This is a genomic window from Methylobacterium sp. V23 (assembly GCF_002917135.1).
Lineage (GTDB): Bacteria > Pseudomonadota > Alphaproteobacteria > Rhizobiales > Beijerinckiaceae > Methylobacterium.
In genome coordinates this window covers 229329-254118 of sequence record NZ_PDHT01000001.1, presented here as the reverse complement: position 1 = coordinate 254118, position 24790 = coordinate 229329, and the positions used below count along the sequence as shown (strand labels likewise).

Annotated in this window: 23 protein-coding genes and 1 tRNA gene; 10 read left to right on the top strand and 14 right to left on the bottom strand. The window is 69.4% G+C overall.

Features of this window, described 5'->3' with window-relative positions:
• Nucleotides 1-178: 178 nt before the first annotated feature.
• Both CRT23_RS01135 and CRT23_RS01130 read right to left on the bottom strand, forming a co-directional pair.
• Complete coding sequence (locus CRT23_RS01135) at nucleotides 179-1537, bottom strand: ATP-binding protein (RefSeq protein ID WP_103708256.1); 1359 nt, start codon at nucleotides 1535-1537, stop codon at nucleotides 179-181.
• Nucleotides 1534-2715: an FIST N-terminal domain-containing protein gene (locus tag CRT23_RS01130; protein WP_103708255.1), complete on the bottom strand. Its 1182-nt coding sequence runs from the start codon at nucleotides 2713-2715 to the stop codon at nucleotides 1534-1536. Before CRT23_RS01130 ends, CRT23_RS01135 begins: the two co-directional genes overlap by 4 nt.
• 144 nt (nucleotides 2716-2859) lie before the next feature.
• Here CRT23_RS01130 and CRT23_RS01125 point away from each other — a divergent pair, with 144 nt between their 5' ends.
• Nucleotides 2860-3519: a response regulator transcription factor gene (locus tag CRT23_RS01125; protein WP_103708254.1), complete on the top strand. Its 660-nt coding sequence runs from the start codon at nucleotides 2860-2862 to the stop codon at nucleotides 3517-3519.
• A 35-nt stretch (nucleotides 3520-3554) separates the two neighbouring features.
• Here CRT23_RS01125 and CRT23_RS01120 read toward each other — a convergent pair whose 3' ends face one another.
• The 3 genes from CRT23_RS01120 to CRT23_RS29545 all read right to left on the bottom strand — a co-directional run bounded on the left by CRT23_RS01120 (nucleotide 3555) and on the right by CRT23_RS29545 (nucleotide 4785).
• Nucleotides 3555-3992: a PRC-barrel domain-containing protein gene (locus CRT23_RS01120; RefSeq protein WP_055948728.1), complete on the bottom strand. Its 438-nt coding sequence runs from the start codon at nucleotides 3990-3992 to the stop codon at nucleotides 3555-3557.
• A 92-nt stretch (nucleotides 3993-4084) separates the two neighbouring features.
• On the bottom strand, nucleotides 4085-4588 hold the full coding sequence (locus tag CRT23_RS01115; RefSeq protein ID WP_103708253.1) for a DUF2721 domain-containing protein: 504 nt from the start codon (nucleotides 4586-4588) through the stop codon (nucleotides 4085-4087).
• A 71-nt stretch (nucleotides 4589-4659) separates the two neighbouring features.
• Nucleotides 4660-4785, bottom strand: a complete 126-nt coding sequence (locus CRT23_RS29545) for a hypothetical protein (RefSeq protein ID WP_280137520.1) — start codon at nucleotides 4783-4785, stop codon at nucleotides 4660-4662.
• A 619-nt stretch (nucleotides 4786-5404) separates the two neighbouring features.
• Between CRT23_RS29545 and CRT23_RS01110 the strand changes: the two genes are divergently transcribed.
• A complete protein-coding gene (locus tag CRT23_RS01110; RefSeq protein ID WP_055947098.1) occupies nucleotides 5405-5770 on the top strand; it encodes an SWIB/MDM2 domain-containing protein in 366 nt (121 codons plus the stop codon).
• 96 nt (nucleotides 5771-5866) lie between these two features.
• On the opposite strand, the gene CRT23_RS01105 is transcribed toward CRT23_RS01110, so the two are convergent.
• Nucleotides 5867-8011, bottom strand: coding sequence for a helicase-related protein (locus CRT23_RS01105; protein WP_103708252.1), 2145 nt, complete (start codon nucleotides 8009-8011; stop codon nucleotides 5867-5869).
• A gap of 129 nt (nucleotides 8012-8140) precedes the next feature.
• Nucleotides 8141-8644, bottom strand: a complete 504-nt coding sequence (locus CRT23_RS01100) for a ferritin-like domain-containing protein (protein WP_055947094.1) — start codon at nucleotides 8642-8644, stop codon at nucleotides 8141-8143.
• A 427-nt stretch (nucleotides 8645-9071) separates the two neighbouring features.
• On the opposite strand from CRT23_RS01100, the gene CRT23_RS01095 reads away from it, so the two are divergent.
• The gene (locus tag CRT23_RS01095; RefSeq protein ID WP_055947093.1) at nucleotides 9072-9338 is read left to right on the top strand and encodes a hypothetical protein; all 267 of its coding nucleotides are present in this window, start codon (nucleotides 9072-9074) and stop codon (nucleotides 9336-9338) included.
• Nucleotides 9339-9398: 60 nt separating this feature from the next.
• Here the strand turns inward: CRT23_RS01095 and CRT23_RS01090 are convergent, their stop codons facing one another.
• Nucleotides 9399-9983 (bottom strand): sigma-70 family RNA polymerase sigma factor, encoded by a 585-nt coding sequence (locus CRT23_RS01090; protein ID WP_082512794.1) that lies wholly within the window; start codon nucleotides 9981-9983, stop codon nucleotides 9399-9401.
• On the bottom strand, nucleotides 9980-10225 hold the full coding sequence (locus tag CRT23_RS01085) for a NepR family anti-sigma factor (RefSeq protein ID WP_103708543.1): 246 nt from the start codon (nucleotides 10223-10225) through the stop codon (nucleotides 9980-9982). Before CRT23_RS01085 ends, CRT23_RS01090 begins: the two co-directional genes overlap by 4 nt.
• A 482-nt stretch (nucleotides 10226-10707) precedes the next feature.
• Between CRT23_RS01085 and CRT23_RS01080 the strand changes: the two genes are divergently transcribed.
• Nucleotides 10708-11637 (top strand): glutaminase, encoded by a 930-nt coding sequence (locus CRT23_RS01080; RefSeq protein WP_055948718.1) that lies wholly within the window; start codon nucleotides 10708-10710, stop codon nucleotides 11635-11637.
• Nucleotides 11638-11762: 125 nt separating this feature from the next.
• On the opposite strand, the gene CRT23_RS01075 is transcribed toward CRT23_RS01080, so the two are convergent.
• A complete protein-coding gene (locus CRT23_RS01075) occupies nucleotides 11763-12803 on the bottom strand; it encodes a glutamine synthetase beta-grasp domain-containing protein (RefSeq protein WP_055947091.1) in 1041 nt (346 codons plus the stop codon).
• Between the two features lie 197 nt (nucleotides 12804-13000).
• Between CRT23_RS01075 and CRT23_RS01070 the strand changes: the two genes are divergently transcribed.
• Complete coding sequence (locus tag CRT23_RS01070; RefSeq protein WP_103708251.1) at nucleotides 13001-14092, top strand: cytochrome c peroxidase; 1092 nt, start codon at nucleotides 13001-13003, stop codon at nucleotides 14090-14092.
• A gap of 44 nt (nucleotides 14093-14136) precedes the next feature.
• Here CRT23_RS01070 and CRT23_RS28315 read toward each other — a convergent pair whose 3' ends face one another.
• Nucleotides 14137-14298 (bottom strand): hypothetical protein, encoded by a 162-nt coding sequence (locus tag CRT23_RS28315; RefSeq protein ID WP_181017223.1) that lies wholly within the window; start codon nucleotides 14296-14298, stop codon nucleotides 14137-14139.
• Nucleotides 14299-14623: 325 nt separating this feature from the next.
• Between CRT23_RS28315 and CRT23_RS01065 the strand changes: the two genes are divergently transcribed.
• Nucleotides 14624-15619 (top strand): hypothetical protein, encoded by a 996-nt coding sequence (locus CRT23_RS01065; protein WP_103708542.1) that lies wholly within the window; start codon nucleotides 14624-14626, stop codon nucleotides 15617-15619.
• A gap of 103 nt (nucleotides 15620-15722) precedes the next feature.
• Here the strand turns inward: CRT23_RS01065 and CRT23_RS01060 are convergent, their stop codons facing one another.
• The gene (locus tag CRT23_RS01060; protein WP_055947087.1) at nucleotides 15723-16070 is read right to left on the bottom strand and encodes a cupredoxin domain-containing protein; all 348 of its coding nucleotides are present in this window, start codon (nucleotides 16068-16070) and stop codon (nucleotides 15723-15725) included.
• Nucleotides 16071-16283: 213 nt separating this feature from the next.
• On the opposite strand from CRT23_RS01060, the gene CRT23_RS01055 reads away from it, so the two are divergent.
• On the top strand, nucleotides 16284-19172 hold the full coding sequence (locus CRT23_RS01055; protein WP_245435891.1) for an EAL domain-containing protein: 2889 nt from the start codon (nucleotides 16284-16286) through the stop codon (nucleotides 19170-19172).
• A gap of 70 nt (nucleotides 19173-19242) precedes the next feature.
• Here the strand turns inward: CRT23_RS01055 and CRT23_RS01050 are convergent, their stop codons facing one another.
• Entirely contained in the window at nucleotides 19243-19545 is a 303-nt protein-coding gene (locus CRT23_RS01050) for a hypothetical protein (protein WP_348628827.1), read from the bottom strand.
• Between the two features lie 258 nt (nucleotides 19546-19803).
• Between CRT23_RS01050 and htpG the strand changes: the two genes are divergently transcribed.
• From htpG to CRT23_RS01035, 3 genes are all read left to right on the top strand, one after another.
• Entirely contained in the window at nucleotides 19804-21657 is a 1854-nt protein-coding gene (gene htpG / locus CRT23_RS01045; protein ID WP_103708249.1) for a molecular chaperone HtpG, read from the top strand.
• 280 nt (nucleotides 21658-21937) lie between these two features.
• Entirely contained in the window at nucleotides 21938-23590 is a 1653-nt protein-coding gene (locus CRT23_RS01040; protein WP_103708248.1) for a DEAD/DEAH box helicase, read from the top strand.
• A 74-nt stretch (nucleotides 23591-23664) separates the two neighbouring features.
• Nucleotides 23665-23740 (top strand) — tRNA-Thr (locus CRT23_RS01035).
• A 348-nt stretch (nucleotides 23741-24088) separates the two neighbouring features.
• Here CRT23_RS01035 and CRT23_RS01030 read toward each other — a convergent pair.
• Nucleotides 24089-24382, bottom strand: coding sequence for a hypothetical protein (locus CRT23_RS01030; RefSeq protein WP_103708247.1), 294 nt, complete (start codon nucleotides 24380-24382; stop codon nucleotides 24089-24091).
• Nucleotides 24383-24790 lie beyond the last annotated feature (408 nt).

The following is a 24790-nucleotide window of genomic DNA, read 5'->3' as shown; positions in this document are numbered from 1 at the left end:
GCGCAATTTGATCTTGGTGCAATGCAAATTTTTCAATCGAGCATCAAACTGAACTGAAAGCGAGGCTACAAAAGATTTCACGTTCCTGCGGCCCAACCGCACCAAGACGGAACGATGCCTCCGATACGGCCAAGATTATTCAAAATACTCTTGGGGTGCGCCTCCTTCGCGGGCCCTCTCAGGCCAGCAGGTAGGTCAGCAGCGCCCGCAACGCGGCCGGGCGCACCGGCTTATGGACGAGTTGCGCCCCGTGCCCGGCGACCTGCGCCTCGATCTCGGGGGAGTGGTTGGCGGTGGTGACGATCACCGGCAAGCGCGATCCGGTGCGGGCCTGGAGATGGGTTGCCACGTCGAGGCCGCAGGCACCGTTGTCGAGATGGTAGTCGAGGATGAGCAGGTCCGGCAGGCGCATCCCCGCCGCCAGCGACGCCTCCACCCCGGCCAGGTCGCGATGAACGCGGACCTCGGCGTCCCAGGTGCGCAGGAGGCGCTCCAGGGCGTCGGCGGTGGGCGGATCGTTCTCCACCACGAGCACCCGCGCGCCGGTGAGCCGGGTCGTCACGGGGCTGACCGGAACCGCGCGCTCCGGCGGCGTCAGGCTCACGGGGACAGTCAGGGCCATGCGGGTGCCGTGCCCGACCCGGGAAGCGAGATCGAGGGGATGATCGAGGGCCTGGGCCATGCGGCGCACGATGGAGAGGCCGAGGCCGAGGCCCGGCTCGCCCCCCTCCCCCTCGACGCCGCCCCGGAAGAATTCCTCGAAGACGAGGCTCTGCTCCGCCGGTGCGATGCCGCAGCCGGTGTCGAGCACCTCGATGCGGCAGGCCTCCCCGCGGCGGCGGATCGCCACCAGCACGCCGCCCCGTCGGGTGTAGCGGATGGCGTTCGAGACGAGATTCTGCAGGATGCGCTGGAGCAGCATCGGATCGCTCGCCACCGCGAGGTGGGGCCCGCGCACGGTGAGGCGCAGTCCCTTGCGCTCGGCGAAGGGCCGGAAGCTCGCGGCGATGCCGGCGAGAAGCTCGCCGAGGGCCACCGGCTTGATCGCCGGGCGCACCACGCCGGCATCGAGCTTCGAGATGTCGAGGAGGGTCTTGATCAGGTCCTCGATGATCTGGAGCCCGCGCTCGATCTGCCCCGAGATCGCCGCGGCCTCCGGACCGAGGCCGAGGTCGGCCAGGGCCGAGGCCGAGAGCCGGGCCGCGTTCAGCGGCTGCAGCAGGTCGTGACTCGCGGCGGCGAGGAAGCGGGTCTTCGAGCGGTTGGCGTTCTCGGCCTCCTCCTTGGCCGCCACCAGGGCCGCGTTGGAGCGCTCCAGGCGGTGCATCAGCCCGGTCAGTTCCTCGGTGCGGGTGCGGACGCGCCCCTCCAGCATGGTGGCGGTCTGGAACAGGGAGTAGGCCCCGCCCTGCTGGTCCATGCTGCGCTCGACATGGGCCATCAGGGCCGCGTTGATGCGCTCGAGCTTGGCGATGCGCCGCAGGTTCGCGTCCTCCCCCGGGGCGGGGGACGCGGTCTCGGGCGGCAGCCGGATCATGGCTCGACCGCGCCCGGCGCGCCACGCCCGATGGCGATGCCCGTGAAGGTCTGGTTGAGGTGCATCGACCGGTACTGCTCGCCGTAGGTGTCGAAGCCGACGATGGCGTAGCGCCGGTAGAGGTCGACGATACCGTGCCGCACCTGCCGGCTCTCGGCATCGAGGCGGCGCAGCACGCACTCGAAGCCGATGACGAGATCGATGCCGCCCAGCGCCGCGTCGAGGCGGGCGAGTTCGGCCGCCGTGGCCGCCACGATGTCGCGCGGGCGCGCCAGGGTGAGCACCACGCCCTCGTCGAGGGCGCAGAAGAAGCTGAGCGAGCCGTCCGCGTTCATGCGCCGGATCGATCGGCAGAAATACTCGCCCCCGACCTTCACGGCGAGCGGATAGGCGGCAAAGCTCATCGGCGACAAGCGCTCGGGATCGAGCCCCACCGCCATGGCGTATTCGCGCGCCGCCGGCTCGGCATTGAGCTCGTGGACGGTACGCTGCTCGTCGTCGGAGGCGGTGACCACGAACTTGGTCCCGGTCGGCTCGAAATTGTCGCTCTTGAAGATCTGGATCGGGAAATCGGACTCCACGAGGAGCAGCACGGCGGCGCGCCGATGGATGCGGCCGTCATGGAGCAGCACCGTCTCGCGGAAGGTGAGGTCGTCGCCCGCCGAGCCACCCACGAGGGGGATGCCGTCCAGGGCCCAGGCGATGGCCGAGACCACAGTCTCCTCGGCGTTGGTGAGCCCGTCGATCAGCGAGAGGGCGAAGCAGCCGCCGGAGGCCGGATCCGCGCCGGCGCCGTCGAGGCTTCGGCGCAGGGCCCGCACGCTGGAGGCGGTCCGCTCCACGTCGAGGTGATCGATGGCGTCCAGGAGCGTGGAGACGATGCGAAAGCCCGCCTTCGGGAAGGCGATGGCGACGAGGCCGCGATCGAGGCCGCCGGCCGGCGAGATGCCGCCCGACATGGTGCAGCCCGCGATGCCCGCCCCCGGAAAGCGCGCGCAGAGCGCGCGATTCAGGGTCTCGACGTCGTAGTCGGCCGAGAAGAACACCACGATCTGGGCGACGGGATGCGGGCTGATGGCGGCGCCGATCTCGGCGACGGCCCCGTCGGCCGCGGCGGCGTCCGTCCACGCCGTCGTGATGCCGCACAGATGCGTGCGCACCTGCGTCCCCTCTGCCACGTTCCATCCCCCCGCTTGCGCGACGCGTGCCGGACTTGACGCCCGGTTCTCCGCGGTGACACGAGTATGTCGGGCGGCCGGTTCCCGCGCAATGCGGCACCGAACAGCTCCGGAACAGGGGCGCACGCACCGGGTGGAACGGGCATGCACCTCCTCATCGTCGACGATCACCCGCTCTTCCGCGACGCCCTCGCCAGCGCCGTGGGCCTCGCCTACCCGGATGCGACGCGGCACGAGGCCGACAGCATCGCCAGCGCCTGCGCCGTACTGGCAGCGCACCCCGTTATCGAAATCATTCTCTTGGACCTGTCGATGCAGGGCGTGACGGGCTTTGAAGGCCTGCTGGCGATCCGGGCGCAGGCGCCGCGGGTCCCGATCCTCGTCGTCTCCGGCCTGGAGGATCCGCGCATCATCCGGGAGGCGCTGGATCACGGCGCCGCCGGCTTCGTGCCCAAGGCGGTCGACAAGGCGACGCTGACGCAGGCCATCGCCGACGTCCTGGCCGGCGGCCTCTCGGTCCCGGCGAATCTGCCGAACGCGACGCTGCCCGCGTCATTCGCCCGCAAGGCGCCGATCGCCGAGCGGGTCGCGAGCCTCACGCCGCAACAGGTGCGGGTGCTGGCGATGATCCGCCAGGGCAAGCTCAACAAGCAGATCGCGCACGAACTCCAGGTCGGGGATTCCACCGTGAAGGCGCATGTCTCCGAGATCCTGCGCAAGCTCGACGTCATCAGCCGCACGCAGATCGTGATCGAGACGGCGCTCCTCGACTTCGACCGGATCCTGGCGTCGCCGGAGGGCTGACCGGTCCGGCGCGAGCCCGCGGGCGGCGGGCCCGTTCAGGCCGTGGGCACCTTGGAGCCGCCGTAATGACCATCGACGCGCTCGCCGAAGGCCGGGTCGGTGAAGGGATCCTCGCCGGGGCCGTGGCTTGGCGCGCCCGCGAGGGTGTCCTGGTCGATGTCCACGATGTAGCCGCCGAGATCGACGCTGTAGGTCAGCGCCCGCCAGGGCACGGGATGGTAGCTCTCGCCGAGCCCGAGGAAGCCGCCGAACGAGATGACGGCGTAGGCGACCTGGCCGGAGACCTTGTCGACCATGAAGTTGTAGACGGTCCCGATATGCTCGCCCGCGCGGCTGTAGGCGGCGGTGCCCTCGACCTTGTTCGAGGCGATCAGGCGCCGGGTCTCGTCGATCGCGACACCCTCGGCCGAGGGGTCGAGTTCCATCGAGCCGGTCGGGCGGATGCTGCGCTCGTTCGGGAGGTCCGTCGGCATGCGCATTCCTCTTGCAGAGTGGCGTCTCGGGGCGAGGGCGCCGGATGCGGCGCTCGACCGGACAAGCCGCCACCCGCGCGGGGGTTCCGGACTCAGGCCCGCTCGTCCACCGGCACGCCGGTCTCCTCGGCCACCTCGATCTGCCGCACGGCCACCCGCTGGCGCATCCCGCGGCTCGCCAGCAGCATCTCGAACCCGAAGACCATCAGGGCGCTCAAGGTGCAGAGGATGGCGAGGCCGAACAGCACGAACAGGATGTCCGCGACGGTGGCGTCCCGGAGGGCTCCGACGAACAGCGTCAGAACGGCTCCGCAGGTGGCAACTCCGCCCAGAGCTCCGAGGATCACGGCGGCATCGAGGGCGAGGGAGCGCCGGCGCAGGGCGTTCATGCGTCGCGCGAGGCGGACCTGCTCGAGACCCGAGGCGCCGTCGATCGCTTGCGAGATGCGCTCCGCCTGATCGGCCACCCGAGCGAGGCGCGTGCCGAAGACGTTGAGGAGCGTCGCGATGCCCGACAGCAGGAAGACGGGCGTCAGGGCGATCTGGATGATGTGGGCCGTGCTGTCGAGGGACGAGGCGACGGAGCTGTCGAACATGAAGGGGTGATCGCGACCGGGACGGAACCCTGGCGCAACGTTCGAGGACGCGGGCGGTTCGGGGGCGTCCGTCAGATCAGACCGGCATCCGCGCGGCCGTCGGGACCCGCCTGGGCCTCGATGGAGACCAGCGTGCCGAGGCCGATGATGAGCGCGACGGCGGCGCCGAGCGAGAGCGTGAAGGCCAGGAGGATCATGCTCCCGGTTTCGTCGATCGCCCTTAAGGTTCGGTGATCCCCCGGCCGCCGCCCCGTCCCGAAATCGGCCGAAGTGGCCCCGCAACGGGTCCCGACACCGAAATTTCCGTCGTGCGCTCCCGTTCGACCGGTGAAATCTTCATCGTGGCGGGAAATTCTTGATCGTGGCGGGAAATTCTTGCGCTCGGGCCGGCGCCCCTGGGCAGTCGGCCCGGCTCAGGCCGGCTTCGCGTCCTCGCACGTCGCCCGAGCCGTGTCCGCGATGGGGGTCCGTGCCGGAGGGCGCACCGGCCCGGCGCCGCCGGAACTCCCTTAAAGCACTGCAGAGCCATGACTTTCCGCGGATAGCCCCCGACCGCCGTGACCAGGGCTTGCTTCGACTTCAGGCCAAAGTACAGGGCGACACCGCTGAAGTTCTCATCCCAGTCGAGGCGATCTCACCTCGGCAGGGAGCGGCCTCGACCGGATCTGAGCCGCCGCGCCTGTGGATGACGGGCGCGCCGAGGGCGGTTTTCCCTTGGAACGCTCGCGGCACCGCTTAGTTGTTGCAGCTATGCGCTGCGAGGCCACCGGCCGTGGGCGTACCGGCGCTCACCGTCGACATCCGGAGGAACACCCCATGGCAAAGAGCACCACCAAGACCGCCGAGAAGGCCGCCCCCAAGGCTGCCCCGAAGGACGCCGAGAAGCCTGCCGCCAAGGGCAAGAAGGTCGCCGCGCCGAAGGGTGATGGCGCCAAGCCGAACGCCTTGCAGCAGCCGCTGAAGCCCTCCTCCGAGCTCGCCGCCGTCGTCGGCGACGCCGCCCTGCCGCGCGGCGAGGTGGTCAGCAAGGTCTGGGAATACATCAAGAAGCACAACCTCCAGAATCCCGAGAACAAGCGCGAGATCCTGGCCGACGACAAGCTGAAGAAGGTCTTCGGCAAGGACAAGTGCACCATGTTCGAGATGAACAAGCACTTGGCCGCGCACCTCAAGTCGGCCTGATCCCAGAGGTCTGAACGCACCATCCCGGATCGGCGTCGGGGAGGGGGTGTCCCCTCCCCTGGCCGACCGGCCTTCATGGCCCGAAGGCGACCGGGCTCAGCCCCGCGCGCCCGCCCGGCGCGTCCGGCGCTCGACCTTGCGGGTCGCCGTCTCTCGGAGATGACGCTCGATCTCGCCGTTGGCCCGGGCCCGCATCGTGCGCATGGCCTCGGCATCGTCGAAGGTCTCGGGAAAGCGCCGCGACAGCCAGAGATAGGCGCTGGCGAGCTTCACCGTCCGTTCCTGATAATCCAGTTCGCCCGCGAGGTTCGCCCGCAGGGCCGGAACCGTCGTGCCTGCCGCCCGGGCCTGGGTCCAGCGCTCCAGCATGCCGAGGGAGACCGGGTCGCGCCGGTCCACCGGGCAGACCGAGAACGCGAACTTCTCGGCGATCGGCAGCCGCGCCTTGTCGACCACGCGCGCAATCTCCAGGATTTCCTCCAGGGCCGAGGGTTGGAACGGCGAGCCGGCGTAGAAGGTGGCGCGGGCGAAATGCGCCAGCACCTCGCGCAGGCTGTCGGTCCGCATCTCCTCCGCCACGGAATTGATCGCGATGAGGTCGGGGCGCACGTAGAAGCGCGTGTCGGCGGCCGGCGCCGTGGGCGCACCGGCCAACGCCGCCCGGATCGGCTCCAACCCGGTCTCGTCGACGGCGGCGACGTAGCCCTCGTCCTGGTGCCCGAACCGGCCCGCGCGGCCTGCGATCTGGCGGATCTCCGAATTGGTCAGCGCCCGCTCGCCGACCCCGTCCCACTTGCGCACCGCCGAGAAGACGATCCGCTTCAGCGGGCCGAGGTTGAGGCCCATGCCGATGGCGTCGGTGGTGACGAGGACGTCGGCCTCGCCGGCCCGGAAGCGCGCGGTCTCCGCGCGCCGCACCTCGGGCGAGAGCGCCCCGTAGATCGTGGCCACCCGGTGCCCGGCCGCCACCAGGATCTCGCGGTTCTCATGGACGGCCCGGCGCGAGAAGGCCACCACCGCATCGCCCGGCATCACCTTCTCGATGGGAACGGGCGTATCCTGCAGCACCAGCGGCGTCTTGCGCACGAAGGTGATCACTTCGAGGGACTCGTTGGCCGCCTCCGCGGCGCGGCGCACCGCGGCCAGCGCATCGTCCGAGCCGCAGACCACCACGGTGCGGGCGGCGACGCCGAACAGGGCGTTGGTCCAGGCCCAGCCCCGATCGGGATCGGCGATCATCTGGATCTCGTCGATCACCGCGACGTCGACGGGCCGCGTGAGGTCGGCGGTCTCGATGGTGCGGGCGGTGTGGGTCGGGTTGAGGTCGCCCAGCGTCTCCTCGCCCGTGACCATGCCGGCGCGCAAGCCGCGCTCGGCCAGGGCCTCGTAGTTCTCCAGCGCGAGGAGACGCAGGGGTGCGAGGTAGGTGCCGGTCTCGGCCGCCCGCAGCATCTCCAGGGCCGCGTAGGTCTTGCCGGAATTGGTCGGGCCCATGTGGAAGATGAGGCGCCGGCCGAGGCGCCGGGCCGCGGTGAACTTCTCGATGTAGGCACCGAAGCCGACCTGGTCGCGCAGGCGACGCAGGCGGGAATCCTCCCGCGCCACGGTGCGGGCGCGGGCGCGGACCCCCTTCAGGGTGTCGGTGAGCGACTGGTTCAGGTTGGGCGAGAGGAGGAAGGCGCGCGAGCGCAGCGAACGGTCGAGATGGTCGATATAGGTGGCGGCATCGGCGCCCACCGCGCGCAGGTCCTCGGCGACCTGATCACGCAGGCGCTCCACTGCGCGCCGCAGGGACTTGGCCGTCTGCAGCCCCGCCTCGGCAACGGCAGCCCGGAGATCCTCGAGGCGCCAGTTCGGATCGTTGCGATGGGCCATGCCGGACAGGATGCCGGCGACGCCCGTCTCGGGCTTCGCGTCGATCCGCAGGTCGAGGCGCCCGCCATCGAGGACAGGGATCACGGTCCGGATGGTCCAGGCGATGCTGCCGTCCCGCATCACCGCGGCGCGCAGGCTGGGAATCGCCTTCCTGACAGCCGCGACTCCGCCCTCCGCGAAGGCGCGCCGCGCCTTCAGTTCGCGCAGGGCCTTGGCGACCACCGAATCCTCGACGAACCCGCCGTAATCCGGCAGGCCGAGATGAAGGCGCAGGGCCTCCACCTCGACGCTCCGGGGCGGCAGGCCGAGGCGGACCGCCGCCTCCAGCAGAATCTCGTTGGTCGGTCGCGCACGCTTGCGGGCCATGGGCCTCTCGTCGGGGAGTCTCGATCCGCCGCGGACGGGCGACCGGGCCGCATCAGGGTGCGCGGGACGCGACCCAAAAAGCAACGGCTCCGATCAGCGCAAGGCCCTCCGTGCGCCGCGCAGTCGGACTCAGGCGGCGCGCTGGTTGATCTGACGCTCCGCCATGGCGGTGAGCAGGTGGTCGGTGGCCTTCTCCTCGTCGAGGTTCTGCTGGAGCACGCCGGCACAATCGTCCCGTCCGAGGCGCTTGGCCCAGGCGATCAGCGTGCCGTAGCGGGTGATCTCGTAGTGCTCCACCGCCTGGGCCGAGGCCACGAGGGCCGCGTCCAGCACATCCTTGTCGGCGATCTCGCCAGCCACTTCGTTCGCCTCCTCGATGATGCCGTTGATCGCCGGACAGGTCACCGCCTTGGGGCTGTGGCCGTGCATCTGGAAGACCTTCTCCAGGCGCAGGATCTGGTTCTCGGTCTGGCGCAGGTGGGTCTCGAAGCCCTGCTTCAGTTCCGGATGCGTCGCCTTGGCGATCATCTTGGGCAGCGCCTTCGTGATCTGGTTCTCCGCGTAATAGATATCTTGGAGCGTGTGGACGAAGAGGTCGTCGAGGGTTTTGATATCGCGGGTGAACAGGCCCATGGATGCCTCCCTTGGCGTTTCGTGCGAAACCGAAGGGGTCTGCCTCCGGGGGCGACCCCAGCCCGGCCGCGTTCCGCCGGACGATCGGGATCCGAGGGGTGGCACCTCGCGATCGCCACCGGCCGCTACGGGACCATCCGAGCATGACCCGAGAACCCGCCAGCCGCGCCCGGTGTTCCCGAGACGGAGATCCGGCGAAGACTGCACTACAACTTATAGATCGCAGGTGAAAAACTTCGACATTACAAAATCATCAGCCAATGGTCTTTTTGACGCCGTCTTGATCCACGTTATTTAAGGCTCCGCTTCGCTCTTGCTAACCCAGTGCGGGGCCGGACCGGTGCCGGTGCGTGTCGGGGCGGATCGCCCCGCATCGGCAATGGGTCGTCGACCCCTGCGCGACCACACACGTCAGGGAAGCGAGACGATGCACGAGAATTCCGCCGGACCGGCCGCATTCTGGGCCTCGGTGGCGAACGACGTCACGTCGCGGGTTGAGCCGGTGCTGACCCGCGACAGCAAGGCCCGAGAGGGCGTGATCGAGTATCTGCGTGACCTCGAAGCAGTGGCCCTGCGCGACGGCAGCAGCCGCGAAGCCCTGCAGGTGATCGCCTCGGGCCGGCGCCTGCTGGGCGACCGGAACGATACCCCGCCCGCCGAGATCGCCCGCGCGGTGCGGGCGGCCCTGATTTGAACCCGAGCCGGGCGCCCGAGGCGTCCGGCTCACGCTGATGCCCCCGAGCGGCGATGCCGCTCAACCGGGCGGCGGCCCCAGGGCCGCCCGCGTGAACGCATCGGCGCCGATCTCGTCGGTGCCGTTCATCCCGAGGCTCTCGATGAGCCGTCCGCGTGCGCGGCTGACACGGCTCTTCATGGTGCCCACGGCGACGCCGCAGATCTCCGCCGCCTCCTCGTAGGTGAAGTTCTGCGCCCCCACGAGCACCAGGGCCTCGCGTTGGCTGAACGGCAAGTCGTTCAGGGCCTCCTGGAACTCGCGCATCTCCACCCGGATCTCCTGCTCGGGCAGGCTCGTCAGGCGCCCGGCCAGCGCCCCGTCGGCATCCTCCACCTCGCGCTTGCGCTTGCGCTGCTCGGAATAGAACAGGTTGCGCAGGATGGTGAACAGCCAGGCCGTCAGGTTGGTGCCCCGGGTGAAACTATCGGCCTTGGTCCAGGCCCGCACCAGGGTGTCCTGGACGAGGTCGTCGCTGCGGTCGAGATCGTAGGTCAGCGAGAACGCGAAGGCCCGCAGGGCCGGAATCGCACCGAGCAGGAGTTCGCGCATCTCGTCATCGGCGCCCTGCGGCGTGCCGACCGGAAGGGACATCGCGTTGGTCATGAGGATCCTCGCGTGGTGCTGCGGGCGGCCAGATCGGCGAGGAGGGCGTCGAAGCGGTCGGGGAGCGGCTGATCCAGCACCTCGGCATAGAGGAGGCGCAGGTTTCGTCCGATGCGCCGGCGGGCCTCCACCGTCATGCGGACCTCGCCTTCGCGGGCCCGGAACGACGGGGCCGGCGCGACGTCCGAAGCGCGCGTGCGTGCGACCGCGGATGCGCCTGCCTCGGCGCGCGCAGCCGTCATCGTCTCCGATGTCTCCGCGGCCCCGCGGGACGCCCCTGACGGCGTGGCGAGGGAGAGATCGCCGGGATCTGTGCTGCGATGCGGGTCGCTCGAATCAATGCTCATTGCTGCTCATCGCTCGACGGCCGCGGCCGGTGAGTCCGGAGCGCCGTCATTTCGGCGGCCGTGCTACGGCTGCGCGATTTAACGACCTCTGAAAAAAGCATTCATCTGATCTTAAGCTGCCGAATGCAGGCGAAAGACCAAGAGCATTAAATAGAAACAGTCAGAAACAAATGCGATACATCAGCGAAGCTTCGCCGTTATGGTTCTATAGTCGCACAATCCTGTCGCCAAGCTGAACAATACAGCGGCAGCGTCGAGCCTCGGGACCCAGCCCCGCCGTGCCCTTCCGACCGAGGCCTGATACCGGCATGGCCCGGGGTTTGCGCGCGTCGCCGAACCCTCGTTCCAGCCAGCCGGAAGCGCCCATGAGCCTCGACGTGCCCGATCTCGACCGTGTCGTTCGCGAGATCGCCGACGAGATGCGGGCGCGGCCGGACCGGGGCGAGGTGGCGACCTACATCCCCGAACTCGCCGGCGCCGATGCCAGGGCCTTCGGCCTGGTGGTGATCGATGCCGAGGGGCGGATCGCGGCCGGCGGCGACAGCGACGAACCCTTCTCGATCCAGAGCATCTCCAAGGTCTTCACCCTGACCCTGGCCCTCGGCATGGCCGGCGACCGGCTCTGGCGGCGCGTCGGGCGCGAACCCTCGGGCAGCCCCTTCAACTCCATCGTCCAGCTGGAGCGCGAGCGCGGCATCCCGCGCAATCCGTTCATCAATGCCGGGGCGATCGCGGTCACGGACCTGATCCTGTCCGGACACCAGCCGCGTGAGGCCATCGGCGAGATCCTGCGCTTCATGCAGTTCCTGGCGCAGGATTCCAGCATCGCCATCGACGAGGCGGTGGCCGCCTCCGAGTTGCGGACGGGTTTCCGCAACATGGCCCTCGCCCACTACATGAAATCCTTCGGGGTGCTCGACAATCCGGTCGACTTCACCCTGGGCGTCTACTTCCATCACTGCGCCATCAGCATGTCCTGCCGACAGCTCGCCCAGGCAGGCCGCTTCCTCGCGCATTCGGGGCGCAACCCCCTGACGGGGTTGTCCGTGGTGTCACCCGAGCGGGCGCGCCGCATCAACGCGGTGATGCTGACCTGCGGGCACTACGACGGCTCGGGGGAGTTCGCCTATCGGGTGGGACTTCCGGGCAAGAGCGGCGTCGGCGGCGGCATCCTGGCGATCGCGCCGGGTAAGGCCTCGATCGCCGTGTGGTCGCCCGGCCTCGACGCCTCGGGCAATTCCCATCTCGGACGGATCGCCCTGGAGATGCTGACCAAGCGGCTGGGCTGGTCGATCTTCGGGGCCTGATGGCCGCGGGCCTCGCGGCCTGGATCGCCCTGCCATCCGAACAGGCAAAAAGAAGGGCCCGCCGCGCGGAACGCGGCGGGCCCTGCCTAGTCTCTCGGCAAACGAGACAGAAAACTGCCTAGAACTTAGGCGGCCGCCTGCTGGCTGGTCTCGGTCGGAACCGAGGAGATGGTCTTCAGGATCTGCGAGGCGATCTGGTAGGGGTCCCCCTGGCTGTTGGGACGGCGATCTTCCAGGTAGCCCTTGTACGCGTTGTTGACGAAGCTGTGCGGCACGCGGATCGAGGCGCCGCGATCGGCGACGCCGTAGCTGAACTGGTCGATCGCCGCCGTCTCGTGCTTGCCCGTCAGGCGCATGTGGTTGTCGGGGCCGTAGACGGCGATGTGGTCGTCGAGGTTCTCCTTGAAGGCCGCCATCAGGGCTTCGAAATACGCCTTGCCGCCGACCGTGCGCATGTGCTCGGTCGAGAAGTTGGCGTGCATGCCCGAGCCGTTCCAGTCCGTCGCGCCGAGCGGCTTGCAATGGTACTCGACGTCGATCTCGTAGGTCTCGCACAGGCGCTGCAGCAGGTAGCGGGCGACCCACATCTCGTCGGCGGCCTTCTTGGAGCCCTTGCCGAAGATCTGGAACTCCCACTGGCCCTTGGCCACCTCGGCATTGATGCCCTCGTGGTTGATGCCGGCATCGAGGCAGAGATCGAGATGCTGCTCGACGATCTTGCGCGCGATGCTGCCGACTTCCTTGTAGCCGACACCGCAGTAATACGGCCCCTGCGGAGCGGGGTAGCCGGAGGCGGGGAAGCCGAGGGGACGGCCGTCCTTGTAGAAGAAGTACTCCTGCTCGAAGCCGAACCAGGCGCCATCGTCGTCCAGGATGGTGGCGCGCTTGTTGGAGGCGTGCGGGGTGACGCCATCCGGCATCATGACTTCGCACATCACCAGCACGCCGTTCTTGCGCGTGGAATCGGGGAAGTGGCGCACGGGCTTCAACATGCAATCGGAGCTGCCGCCTTCGGCCTGCATCGTCGAGCTGCCATCGAAGCCCCAAAGCGGAAGCTGCTCAAGGGTCGGGAACGCGTCGAATTCCTTGATCTGGGTCTTACCGCGAAGGTTCGGCACCGGAGTGTAGCCGTCGAGCCAAATATACTCGAGTTTGTATTTCGTCATTCCGAGCCTCTCGTCCTGAAGCGATGCGACATCCCAGGACACCTGACGGGATTCGCAGCCATTGCTGGCTGGAGCGGCCTAAGCAACGTTCGCGCCAATCAGTCCCGGTTCGCGCCTGCGGCATATGGGCCGGGGCGGCCTCGCGTGAGACTTCGTTAACGGATCCGCACTAGCGCTGAGCGGATCAGGAGATCGCGATGCGCAGACGGGTGAGCGCCGCGCTTGCCGGCGTTGCCCTGATTGCCCTCGCGGCATCGGGGCTCGGATTACGCACCTCGGGTGCCGGCGAGCCGGAACAGGCGGATGTCAGCACGCTGCAGGCCGAACTGTCGGCGCTGCGCGAGGCCTATCGGCGCGTCGACGAGGTGGTCCACCCGCCCGAAAATCCCTACAGCCCGGCCAAGGCCGCCCTCGGCCAGCGCCTGTTCTTCGATACGCTCCTCTCGGGCGAGCGCACCATGAGCTGCGCCAGCTGCCATCTTCCGACCCAGTCGTGGAGCGACGGCCGCCCCCGCGGCATCGGCGAGACCGGCGCGACGATGAAGGTGCGCACGCCGACCCTGCTCGACGTAGCCCAGAACCCGATCCTCGGCTGGGACGGCAAATTCCACGACCTCGAGAACGTCGCCTTCACGCCGATCACCAGCGCCAGCGCGATGAACCTGCCCGAGGCGACCTTGCTCGCACGGCTGAGAGCCGATCCCGGCTACGTCCGCGCCTTCGTCGCGGCATTCCCCGAACGCTCCGCGGCGGGCGGCCCGGAGGAGGCGATCAGTCGGCGGACCGTCGAGCTGGCGCTGGCGACCTTCGAGCGCTCCATCGTCTCCGGCGAGGCGCCGTTCGATCGCTGGGTCGCGGGCGACGCTCGCGCCATCGGCCCGAATGCGAAGGCCGGGTTCGCGCTCTTCAACGGCAAGGCGCAGTGCGCTGGCTGCCATTCGGGCTGGACGTTCACGGACGGATCCTTCCACGACATCGGCGTCGGCACCGGGGCGGATATGGGACGGGCCGCATTCTTCCCGGATTCGGTGCAGCTGCGCTACGCGTTCAAGACTCCGACCCTGCGGGACGTCGCCGAGCGCGGACCCTACATGCATGACGGCTCGCTGGGCTCCCTGCGCGACGTGATCGACCTCTACGATCGCGGCGGGATCGCCCGGCCGAGCCGCTCGCCCGCGATCAAGCCGCTGGGGCTGACCGACGCCGAGAAGCGCGACCTGATCGCGTTCCTGAAGACCCTGAGCGCCGACGGTACGGCCAGCCTCAAGGGTCCGCCCCGTCTCAACTGAAGGATCGGCCTTCGCCAGGGACGCTCCCGGGGTGGATACGCGCCTCAGCGGAAGAGTGGCAGACCGGCCCCGAGGAGGCCGAGCCCACCGAGGAGAAGCCGCCCGGACCAGCGTTCGAGGGCGTCCGCCCGGCTCGGCGCGCGCGTCGCCGCGTAGGACAGGCCGGTCCCCACCATCAGGCTCGACAGGCTCAAGGTTGCGATCATCGGGCTCTTCGGGTCGAAGCGGGGCGTTCCCCGACTTAGCCCCGCGCGGATGAGCGGACCATGTCCGTGCGCAGGCTTTCCGACGGCATCGTCACCGAACGGTTACACGGCCGTCGTGCATTCGACCGGTCAGACCGGGATCACGGCCGATGCCCGCAAGCAACAGGTTAACCATTTGGAAAGGACTGTTAACAAGTTCCTTCCGCAAACCAGCGAAGGCGCGTAGTTTTCATCGCGCCGGCAAGCCCCCGCGCCGGTGTCGTGAACAGGGCTTCCCTCCATGCTCCCCGGAAGACGTTGGCTGCCCCGCGCCGCAGTCATGGTGATGACGGCTGTCCTCACGGTCGCGGGCCCGAGTTCCGCGCTGGCGCATGTGAAATGGTTCTGCGCCTACGACCTCGTCGGCGCGCCCCGCGACCTCGGCGAGGTCCTGTGCTCGGATTTCGAGAAGCTGGTCGGCCTCTCCGTGTTGGCCCTGATGGTGGGTGGTCTTCTCGAGGGCACGGTGCTGGGGGCAGCACTCATCCGATCCCTCGACCGGACCACGGCCTGGGCACGCGAGAACACCGAACTCCTGTTCCGTGCGGTTCTGGGCGGATTCTTCGTCGCGCTCTGGACGCTCGGCGGCATCATCCTGACGCCCGAGTTGAAGACGACCAGCACCGCGCTCCCGTGGTTCCAGCTCGCCATCGCGGCCGGCTTCCTGTGGCGGCGAACCATGCCGCTCTCGGCCCTCGGCATCGTCGTCCTGTTCACGACCGCCCTGGTCCAGTACGGCGCCTTCCACCTCGCGGATTACCCGGTCTTCCTCGGAGTCGCGGCCTATTGCGCGCTGACCGGCCTCGGCCGCTCCCTGCCCGGCGGCCTCCGCCCCCTCGACATCGTGCGCTACACCGCCGCCATCACGCTGATGTGGGCCTCGGTCGAGAAGTGGGCCTATCCGCAATGGTCGTTCCCGCTCTTCATCGAGCATCCGGCGATGACGCTCGGCTTCACGGGCGAGTACTTCATGAAGGCGGCCGGCGCGGTGGAATTCGCCCTGGCGTTCGCACTGGTCTGCACGCCGCTGGTCCGCCGGGTCGCCGCGATCCTGCTGGCCGCCACCTTCATCTCGGCGGTCTTCGAGTTCGGCAAGGTCGACGCCATCGGCCACGCGCCGATCATCGTCGCGATGGTGGCCCTCGCGGCCGACAACGCCGCATCGCCCTATCGCCTCCGCAACCTCGCCCTCACGCCCGTGGGCTACGGGGCGGCCCTGGCGGCCTTCATCGGCCTCTACTACGGCGCCCACGCCGTGCTGCAGGGGTCGACCCTGCTCTGAGGGTCGCCGGCGCGCCGCGCGGGGACGACGGGACGCGCAGCGGGCGGCCCCGACACGAGCCCGTGCGGCCCGCGAATCGGAAGACGGTCGATCACGCCGGATGTCAGCGGCCGTCGACCCGGACGGTGAGCTTCATCTTCGGATGGATTCCGCACAGGACGGCGAAGGTCCCGGGCACGTCGAAGACGACCTGGGTCCGGCTTCCGGGCTTCAGGTCTCCGGAATCGAAGGTGAAGTTCGGAGCGTCGATGTAGACGTGGTGAAGCAGATCGCCATCGTCGTTGACGATCTCCACGCTGGCGCCGCGCGGAACCGTGAGGGCGTTGGGCTGAAAGGCGCGCCCCTTCTGGGACACGTGCAGGCTGGGCGCACCGCCGGTGGCCCAGGCGAGCCCACCGCTCACGGCACCGACGAGCCCGAAGGCCACGCAAGCAATTGTCGAGGGCCGCATCCGTATTCCGTGTGTCCAACGACGATCAGGATCGAAACGAGCTGCTGCCGTATCACGACGAACAGTCTCGATGCTTAGGAGACTCTCAACCTGCGCAACCATAACATGCCTCGGTGAAAGTCCGGTTAAGCGGATAACCTGCCGGCCCGATCTCAAGATAGCCTTAACGTCTTTCGGCCATCCTGCTGCGGTGGTGGGACGGGACAAGGCTGAATGACATCGCCCGAAGACCCGATGACATCGCGGGCGCGTCCCGGCCGGCGCCTGATGGACGCCGTCGCCGCGATGCTCGGCACGATCCGGGGGCGGATCGTGATCGCGTTCCTCGTGATGAGCGCCATCACGGGGGCGCTCGGGCTTTCCGCGGCGTCGAGCATCCGCCGCGCCGACGAACTCGTCAGCCAGACCTTCGACCGGTCGCTGATGTCCATCAATTATGCCCGGGCCGCCGCCACCGACTTCGCCGGCATGCGCACGGCCGAGGCGCGGCGCTGGATGGTCACCGATCCGTCGGCCCGCACCAGCCTCGACGAGCGCCTCGCCAGCCTGCAGCGCCTCCTCGCCGAGGATCTCGAGATCGCCGTGGAGCGCGCCCAGTCGGAGCGGGCGACCCGCGCGGCGCAGGCGGCGGAGCGCGCGGTCTCCGCGTGGACGGAGGCCCGTGCCAGGATCACCGATTTCGGCCGGAGCGAGGCCGCCTATGCGGAGCTCGACCGGCATGCGGCGGTGGCGGAGGAAAACTTCGATCTGTTCATCAACTATACGGCCGGCGACGGCTTCATCTATCGCCAGCAGGCCCGCGCCATCGTGGCCCGCGAGACCCGGCTCAACCTCCTCGGCACCCTGATCGCCGTGCTGCTCTCCGGCACCGTCGCCTTCTGCCTGGCCCGCCGTATCATGGGGCCGCTCGCCGATGCCTCGCAGGCCGCCACCCGCATCGCGGGTGGCGACCTCAGCGGCACGATGCCGGCCGGCGGGGCCGATGAGGTCGGCACGCTTCTGTCGGCCATGGGCACCATGCGCGACAACATCCGCCACGCGATGGAGAAGGAGGTCGCGCAGCGGATCTCCGCCGAGGACCGCCTCGCCGATGCCCTGGAGACCTCCCGGGAGGGAATCGTGGTCGTCGACGAGGCCGGGCGGATCAGCCTCACCAACAGCCAGGCCGAAGACTACCTCGGATTCGCCGCCGGCGCCCGGCCCGCGGGCGCCACGATCGCCGCCCTCGCGGCGGGCGAGACCGGTCCGGGCAGCCTGGCCCAGGCGCTCCTCGCCACGACCGACGAGCGCAGCGAGCTGCGCCTCGGCGACGGCCGCTGGCTTCGGGTCAGCCGGAGCGCCACGCGCACGGGCGGCTTCATCGCGGTCTGCAGCGACATCACGCTGCTGAAGGAGCAGGAATCCATCCTGCAGGCCACCAACCTGCGCCTCGACACCGCCCTCGACAACATGTCCCAGGGCCTCTGCCTCTTCGACGCCGACGGCTGCCTCACCGTCGTGAACCGGCGCTACTGCGAGATCTTCGGCCTCGCGCCCGGGCAGCTTCCCCTCGGCCTGTCCTATCGCGACGTCGCGGGGCTCAGCGCCGCGCGCGGCGACTACCCGCAGCCCGAGCCCGATGCCTTCGCGCTGGCCCAGGCCGAGACCGCCAGCGGCGGCGCGGTCGATTCCGATTTCCTCCACCTCGGCGACGGGCGCGTGGTCGCGGTCTCGCACAAGGCGGTGCGGGGCGGCGGCCTCGTGGCGACCTACGAGGACGTCACCGAGCGCCGCGAAGCGGATGCCCGCATCGCCTTCATGGCCCGGCACGACGTGCTCACGGGCCTGCCGAACCGGGCGATGTTCGGCGAGCGGATCGAGGAAGCGGTCGCCCATCTCGGACGCGGCAGCCCGTTCGCGGTGCTCTGCCTCGACCTCGACCGCTTCAAGGAAGTCAACGACACCCTCGGCCACCCCGTCGGCGACGCCTTGCTGCGCGCGGTCGCGGACCGCCTGCGTGCCTGCGTCCGCGAGGTCGACACCGTCGCCCGCCTCGGCGGCGACGAGTTCGCGATCATCCTGTCACAGGCCGAGCAGCCCCAGGAAGCCGCCGTGCTGGCCCGGCGGATCGTCGAGGTGGTCAGCGCGCCCTACGACCTCGACGGCCACCGCGCGAGCGTCGGCGTCAGCATCGGCATCTGCTTCGCGCCCGGCGACGGCACCACCTGCGACAAGCTCCTCAAGAATGCCGACGTCGCGCTCTACCGCGCCAAGGCGGACGGGCGCGGAACCTGGCGCTTCTTCGAGGCGGAGATGGATGTCAGCCTCCAGGCCCGTCGCGCCCTCGAACTCGACCTGCGCGAAGCCCTGGCGCGCCAGGAATTCGAGCTGCACTACCAGCCGATCTACGACTTCCGCGCCCGGCGCATCGGCGGCTTCGAGGCCCTGGTACGCTGGCGCCACCCCGTGCGCGGCCTCGTTCCGCCGGGCGAATTCATCGCGGTCGCCGAGGAGATCGGTCTCATCGTGCCGCTCGGCGCCTGGTGCCTCACCACCGCCTGCACCGAGGCGATGCGCTGGCCCGACGGCCTGAAGGTCGCGGTGAACGTCTCGGCGGTGCAGTTCCGCGACGAAGTCATCGTCGAGGCCGTCCGCCAAGCCCTGACGCAGAGCCGCCTGCCGCCGGGACGGCTCGAACTCGAGATCACCGAATCGGTGCTCCTCAAGGACAACCTCGCGACCCTGGCGACGCTCTATGCCCTGCGCCGCCTGGGCGTGCGGATCGCCATGGACGATTTCGGCACCGGCTACTCGTCCCTGAGCTACCTGCGCAGCTTCCCCTTCGACAAGATCAAGATCGACCAGTCCTTCGTCCGCGACATCACCAACAAGACGGATTCCGGGCTCATCGTCCGGGCCGTGATCGGCCTCGGCCTCAGCCTCGGCATGCGCACCACCGCCGAGGGAATCGAGACGGAGGCGCAGTTCGATCGCCTGCGCAGCGAGGGCTGCGACGAGGGCCAGGGCTACTTCTTCGCCAAGCCGAGCCCGGCCTCCGAAGTCCCCAGGGCGATCGAGCGCTGGTCGCGCGGGAACAGCGAGACCGCCCGGGCGGTGGCCTGAAGCCGGCGGACCGCTCGGCGCGGCCGCCGGGTCCCGCGCCCGTCGGCCGAGCCCCGGCGGCGAGCCCGGATCAGTCGACGACCTTGAGGTCGTCCACGGCGACGTCGCCGTTCTGGCTCGAGAAGGTCGGCGCGCGTCCGTTCGACTGCGCGACGCCGCTGATCCGGTGATCGCCGCTGTCATAGGTCGTCCGCTTGCCGTCCCGCTCGATCAGCAGGCGGTGCTTGTCGGGGAAGAACGCGTAGCGCATGTCGTTCTGGCCGCCGCTGGTGGAGGGCTGCCCCAGCTCCTGTGGCCACCAGGGATCGGATCCCTTCATCGGCTCCATGGGCTTCATGGGTTCCATGGGCTTCATCGGTTCCATCGGCTTCATCGGTTCCATCTCGGGCCTCCCGGCGATCGTTGAGGGTGGACGTCTCGTGTCGTGAAGGCACGGCTACGCCCGAGACCCGCGAAGGTTGCGCGCCGGCAGCGGGAAATCGGGCTTGCGCGCCGCGCATGCCTCTTCCCCTCCGCCCCGAACGCCCGGCCCGCCCCGTCGCCTCCGAACCTTGGCCGCCATTGAATTCGCCGGAACGCGACGGCATATCGCCCACGCTTCATTCTTTCTTCGACATCAGGAGGCGTTCCCTTGAGCGACACCGTGGAACGGCACGAATTCGGTGCCGAGGTCGGGCGTCTGTTGGACCTCGTGGTCCATGCCCTCTATTCCGACCGCGAGATCTTCCTGCGCGAGCTGGTGGCCAACGCCGCCGACGCCATGGACCGACGCCGCTTCGAGGCGCTGACCGATCAGGCCTCCGCGCTGCCCGCCGATGCCAAGGTCCGCCTCGTCCCGGACAAGGCGGCCCGCACCCTGACCATCAGCGATGCCGGCCTCGGCATGACGAAGTCGGAGTTGGCCCAGAACCTCGGCACCATCGCCCGCTCGGGCACCCGGGCCTTCAGCCAGGCCCTCGGCGACGCCAAGAATGCCGCCGACATCAAGCCCGAGGACAAGCCGAGCCTGATCGGCCAGTTCGGCGTCGGCTTCTACTCCGCCTTCATGGTCGCCGACCGGGTCACCGTGACCTCGCGCCGGGCCGGCTCCGAGGAGGCCTGGACCTGGGCCTCCGAGGGCCAGGGCAGCTACACCCTCGAGCCCGCCACCCGTGCGGAGCCCGGCACCGACATCGTCCTGCACCTCAAGGCGGATGCCGACGAGTACCTGGAGAGCTACCGGCTCGACCACGTCGTGCGCAAATGGGCCGACCACATCACCGTGCCGATCGCGATCCGCGGCGAGGACGGCCAGGAGGAGAACGCCAACCAGGGCACGGCCCTGTGGCGCAAGGCCAAGTCCGAGGTCACGCCGGAGCAGTACACCGCGTTCTACCGCCACGTCGGCATGAACTTCGACGAGCCCTGGGCGACGCTGCACTGGCGCGCGGAAGGCGCACTGGAATTCTCCGCCCTGCTGTTCGTGCCCGGCATGAAGCCGTTCCAGGCGGTGGAGGGCGAGCGCGCCAGCAAGGTGCGCCTGCACGTCCGGCGCATGTTCATCACCGACGAGGCGGAGCTCCTCCCCTCCTGGCTGCGCTTCGTCCAGGGCGTGGTCGACACCGAGGACCTGCCCCTCAACGTCTCCCGCGAGATGCTGCAGGCGACGCCGGTGCTCACCAAGATCCGCCGCGCCGTCACCGGCCGCGTGCTCTCCGAGCTCACCACCCGGGCCAAGGACGCCGAGGGCTACCGCCCGTTCTGGGAGAATTTCGGCCCCGTCCTCAAGGAAGGCATCTACGAGGATCACGAGCGCCGCGCCGAGATCGCGCCGCTCCTGCGCTTCCACTCCTCCGCCGTCGAGGGCTGGACCTCCCTGCCCGAGTACGTCTCGCGGATGAAGGACGGGCAGGAGGCGATCTACTACCTCGTCGCCGACGACGCCGACGCCCTGAAGCGCTCGCCCCAGCTCGAGGGCTTCCGCGCCCGCGGCATCGAGGTGCTGCTGCTCTCCGACCACGTCGACGCCTTCTGGCCCGAGGCCATGGCCCGCTTCGACGACAAGCCCCTGCGCTCGGTCACCCAGGGCGCCGTCGACCTCTCGAAGTTCGCGGGCGAAACGCCCGAGGGCGAAGAGGCCCCCGCCCCCGTCGAGGCCCTGGTCGCGGCCCTCAAGGAGGCCCTCGGCCCCGACGTCTCCGACGTGCGTGCCACCGACCGCCTGGTCGAGAGCGCCGTGGTGCTCTCCGCCTCGGGCCACGGCCCGGACCTGCAGATGCAGCGGCTCCTGCGCCGGGCTGGCCGGGGCGGTGGCGGCATGCCGGTCCTGGAGATCAATCCGCGCCATCCCCTGATCCGCGCGCTCAGCGCCAAGGTCGAGGCGCAGGAGGCGATCACCGAGGCGGCCGGGACGCTCCTCGACCTCGCCCGGGTCCAGGACGGCGACACGCCGCGGGATCCCGTCGCCTTCGCGCAGAAGATGGCGGCGGCCCTCGCGGCCGCCTGAGTCCGGCCTGCGATCCCAGGGACGAGTCCGGCGGAGCCTCTTCGCCGGACTCGCCCGGCGTGACGGGCGACGGCGCCGACACGGTTCGATCCGACCGTCGGAATCGTCCCCGGTCCGGACCCGGACGGTCCCCCCACCCGAACGACACCCCTCGGCGGGCGTGGCCGTGGGGGACCGTGGTGGCCCGGGCGCGCCATGGGGGCCTCGGAACCGCGACGGCCCGGGCGCGCGGCAGATTGGCCACGGACGCCGGAGGCGACAGGCGCTAGAAGCGCCGCCGATGGATCTTCGCCCCTATCAGCGCGCCAGCCTCGACGCCCTCTACGCGTCCTGGGCTCGGCAGGAAGGCCCCGGCCTCATCGTCCTGCCCACCGGTGCCGGCAAGTCGCTGGTGATCGCCGCCCTGGTGCGGGAGATGCTCGATCGCGCGCCCCGCCATCGCATCGTCGTCGTCACCCACAGCCGCGAACTCATCGCGCAGAACCACCGCGAACTCCTGGCGCTCTGGCCGGAGGCACCGGCGGGCATCTACTCCGCCGGCCTCGGCCGACGGGATGCCGGCGCGCAGGTGCTGTTCTGCGGGATCCAGTCGATCTGGAACCGGACCCGCGACCTCGACGCCTTCGACCTCGTGGTCGTGGACGAAGCCCATCTCATCCCCCGCGACGCCGAGACCCGCTACGGCCGCTTCCTGGCCGCCCTGCGCGCCGAGCGTCCGGACCTGCGCGTGGTCGGCCTGACCGCCACGCCCTACCGCCTCGACAGCGGGCGCCTGGACGAGGGCCCGGGCCGGCTCTTCGAAGCCATCGTCTACGAGGCCAATGTCGGCGACCTGATCCATCAGGGCTACCTCGCGCCGCTCATCTCCAAGGCCACCGCCACGACCCTCGACGTCACGGGCGTGCCGCGGCGCGGGGGCGACTACATCCCGAGCGCCCTGGAGGCGGCCGTCAACCAGGACTGGATCACCCGCGCGGCGGTGGAGGAGATGGTCGGCTACGGGCAGGGCCGCCGGGCCTGGCTCGCCTTCTGCGCCGGCGTCGCCCACGCCACGGCGGTGCGCGACGCGATCCGGGCCGAGGGCCACACCTGCGAGACCCTCTCGGGCGAGACGCCCAAGCGGGCGCGGGACCGCATCGTCCGGGCGTTCCGCGAGGGCCGGATCCGCTGCCTGACCTCCGTCGGCGTCCTCGCCACCGGCTTCAACGTGCCGGAGGTCGACCTCGTCGCCCTGCTGCGGCCGACCCAGAGCACCGGGCTCTACGTGCAGCAGGTCGGTCGCGCCCTGCGCCGGGCCCCGGACAAGGCGGATGCCCTGATCCTCGACTATGCCGGCCTCGTCCGCATGCACGGCCCGGTTGACATCGTCACCGCGCGCAGCGCCGCCGCGATTCGTGGCCGCGAGGGCGAGATCCGGGCGAAGCCCTGCCCGGGCTGCGGCGCGCTGATTGCCCTCAATGCCAGCACCTGCGAGGCCTGCTGGGTCGAGCCCGAGGCGGACATGGGTGACCCGAGCCACGAGGCCTCCGCCGACGACGCCCATCCGATCCTCTCCCGGCCGATGCCCGTCCGCGCCGAATCGGCCTGGCAGGCCGTCGCCGGCTGGACCTTCGCCAGCCGCGCCGGCTCCGGTTCCGCGGAAGACCTCGCGGTCACGTTCCACCTCCGCGACGGCCGGCACCACCGGATCGTGGTCGGCCTCGGGCAGGTCGGTTACCCGCGTGAGAAGGCGGTCCAGTGGTGGCGCCAGCTCGGCGGGGACCGCGACGTCCCGATGACGGCGGTCGAAGCCATGGCGGTGCAGGACCAGCTCACCTGCCCGGCCGCCATCGATGTCCGCGCCCAGGGACGCCTCACGGAGACCATCCGCTACCGCTTCCCGGACGGCCGCATCTTCGCCGATACCCGCCGCCTCGACGATCGCGCCGCCTGACGCCCGACGATCCGGCACCGGAACGTCACGCGGGCTTGCGCGGGGCCAACGGCACTGGTAGCGCAAGACGGCACGCCGGTTTAGCTCAGCTGGTAGAGCAACCGCCTTGTAAGCGGTAGGTCGCGAGTTCAAGTCCCGCAACCGGCACCACTTTTCTGAGCCGAGTTGAAACGCTCAAGTCCCGTTTCAACTCGGCTTACGAAAGCGACGTGCGAGGGTGTCCACGGGCGCGCTGAGAAGTGCCGTCCGAGCCATCGTCGCCCTCCCCCTCGCTCGCCTGCCACGCTTGGCCCGCATCGATTGCCGGCCCGCAACGATTGCCGGCGCCCGGGCCAGCCTCCCCGAAGCGCGCGCATCCGCGATCGGATCCGCGAGCCAGAGCCTGGACTCCGTCCGCGACGCATCAGGCAGATGGCCGAAGGTGATCATTGGAGAACGGCCATGGCGCCGGTCTTGGAAGTGCAGATGCGGGCGCTGACGTGAGCTGAGAGCGATCCGCTACCAAGCATCGCGGCTCATGATCTCCAAAGCCTCGTCCTCGGTTTGGCGCCTATACTGCCAAGCCGCCCCATCCCGACGGCGCATCAGCGCTTCACCCGCATCAGATGTCGTGCCGTCGATCAACAGCTTCGGGGAATAAGACGTCACGTCCTTCCACTCGCCTGAAGACGTCATCAGAGCAAAAAAGCCCATCAAGGACTCGAAGCAGACGATAATTTTTGCGACAAATAGATCTTCGATCGCGGGGGAAGTTACGGCTGGACTGTTGGGACCGCTGACGTTCTCGTTCATGTTCTGAAGCTCGGATGGGATGGTTCGCCGGCCGGCGCCGATTGAATTTGAGTCTCTGATCAAATCGAAGCTACCGAAGGTAGTAGAATTATCAATCCCCTTCCGCGCGGAACATGAATTATCCTTACTGGATATTGCAACACGCGCCCACCCCGCATGCGAGCGGTCCGATTACGTAAGTGAGTCGAGCGGATGATGGCGCAGCCGGAGCCCGAGAATGTCCCGGGCTTCTTCGATCGGCGGCGCGCAAGTGTTCCGGATGGAGACCCGAACGACCGGCGAACGTCGAAGTCGGGACGCCATCCTCGAGGCGGACAGGGTCGGCGTGTTCGACACGCTCATGGCCGACCCGACCGCCGCGGCGTTCCGATTCGGCGGTGGGAGGATCGTCTTGCGCTCGCCCATCCG

Coding starts and splice junctions, on each gene's coding strand:
- CRT23_RS01135 (WP_103708256.1), bottom strand. CDS start 1,537: ATGATCCGGCTGCCGCCCGAGACCGCGTCCCCCGCCCCGGGGGAGGAC.
- CRT23_RS01125 (WP_103708254.1), top strand. CDS start 2,860: ATGCACCTCCTCATCGTCGACGATCACCCGCTCTTCCGCGACGCCCTC.
- CRT23_RS01120 (WP_055948728.1), bottom strand. CDS start 3,992: ATGCCGACGGACCTCCCGAACGAGCGCAGCATCCGCCCGACCGGCTCG.
- CRT23_RS01115 (WP_103708253.1), bottom strand. CDS start 4,588: ATGTTCGACAGCTCCGTCGCCTCGTCCCTCGACAGCACGGCCCACATC.
- CRT23_RS29545 (WP_280137520.1), bottom strand. CDS start 4,785: ATGATCCTCCTGGCCTTCACGCTCTCGCTCGGCGCCGCCGTCGCGCTC.
- CRT23_RS01110 (WP_055947098.1), top strand. CDS start 5,405: ATGGCAAAGAGCACCACCAAGACCGCCGAGAAGGCCGCCCCCAAGGCT.
- CRT23_RS01105 (WP_103708252.1), bottom strand. CDS start 8,011: ATGGCCCGCAAGCGTGCGCGACCGACCAACGAGATTCTGCTGGAGGCG.
- CRT23_RS01100 (WP_055947094.1), bottom strand. CDS start 8,644: ATGGGCCTGTTCACCCGCGATATCAAAACCCTCGACGACCTCTTCGTC.
- CRT23_RS01095 (WP_055947093.1), top strand. CDS start 9,072: ATGCACGAGAATTCCGCCGGACCGGCCGCATTCTGGGCCTCGGTGGCG.
- CRT23_RS01090 (WP_082512794.1), bottom strand. CDS start 9,983: ATGACCAACGCGATGTCCCTTCCGGTCGGCACGCCGCAGGGCGCCGAT.
- CRT23_RS01085 (WP_103708543.1), bottom strand. CDS start 10,225: ATGACGGCTGCGCGCGCCGAGGCAGGCGCATCCGCGGTCGCACGCACG.
- CRT23_RS01075 (WP_055947091.1), bottom strand. CDS start 12,803: ATGACGAAATACAAACTCGAGTATATTTGGCTCGACGGCTACACTCCG.
- CRT23_RS01070 (WP_103708251.1), top strand. CDS start 13,001: ATGCGCAGACGGGTGAGCGCCGCGCTTGCCGGCGTTGCCCTGATTGCC.
- CRT23_RS28315 (WP_181017223.1), bottom strand. CDS start 14,298: ATGATCGCAACCTTGAGCCTGTCGAGCCTGATGGTGGGGACCGGCCTG.
- CRT23_RS01065 (WP_103708542.1), top strand. CDS start 14,624: ATGACGGCTGTCCTCACGGTCGCGGGCCCGAGTTCCGCGCTGGCGCAT.
- CRT23_RS01060 (WP_055947087.1), bottom strand. CDS start 16,070: ATGCGGCCCTCGACAATTGCTTGCGTGGCCTTCGGGCTCGTCGGTGCC.
- CRT23_RS01055 (WP_245435891.1), top strand. CDS start 16,284: ATGACATCGCCCGAAGACCCGATGACATCGCGGGCGCGTCCCGGCCGG.
- CRT23_RS01050 (WP_348628827.1), bottom strand. CDS start 19,545: ATGAAGCCGATGGAACCGATGAAGCCCATGGAACCCATGAAGCCCATG.
- CRT23_RS01040 (WP_103708248.1), top strand. CDS start 21,938: ATGGATCTTCGCCCCTATCAGCGCGCCAGCCTCGACGCCCTCTACGCG.
- CRT23_RS01030 (WP_103708247.1), bottom strand. CDS start 24,382: ATGAACGAGAACGTCAGCGGTCCCAACAGTCCAGCCGTAACTTCCCCC.